This is a genomic window from Neisseria sp. P0021.S007, assembly GCF_051956855.1.
In genome coordinates, this window is sequence record NZ_JBQCXA010000672.1 from 1 (window position 1) to 636 (window position 636).

General features: G+C 51.6%; 1 protein-coding gene. It reads left to right on the forward strand.

The window, feature by feature from the left end:
* Positions 1–506: cytochrome-c peroxidase (locus ACTHUR_RS15305; RefSeq protein ID WP_440399486.1), on the forward strand; the 506-nt coding region annotated here is incomplete at its 5' end.
* Between the last annotated feature and the right edge of the window lie 130 nt (positions 507–636).

The following is a 636-nucleotide window of genomic DNA, read 5'->3' on the forward strand; positions in this document are numbered from 1 at the left end:
AACGTACCCTGCTGACCCCGACCCGTTGGGACGACTACCTGAAAGGCAACGTGTCCGCCCTGAGCGAACAAGAACGCAAAGGCGTACGCGCATTTATGGACAACGGCTGTATCGCTTGTCACAGCGGCGTCAACTTGGGCGGTACCATGTTCCAAAAATTCGGTTTGGTGGACGGTCCTTACTGGAAACACATCGATGATCCTAAACACGACAAAGGCCGTGCGGACGTAACCAAAAAAGCCGAAGACGAATTCTTCTTCCGCGTTCCAGGCTTGAGAAACGTCGAACGCACCTACCCATACTTCCACAACGGCAGCGTTTGGGAACTGGATAAAGCCGTCAACATCATGGCGAAAGCGCAATTGGGTAAAACCCTGGCTCCGGAAGACACTGAAAACATCGTTGCCTTCTTGAAAGCCCTCTCCGGCAATGTTCCGGAGTCTGCCCGAACCATGCCTGAGCTGCCTGTATCCACCGATGTCAAATCCCAACCTGACAACAAATAAGGTTTAGCACAAAACAAAGGCCGTCTGAAAATCCGTTTCAGACGGCCTTTTTGTTGCCGGCCATATGGGCGCCTTTGTTTCACGATTGCGCACAATATGGTAATCTTGAGCCGATTTTCACCATACATCC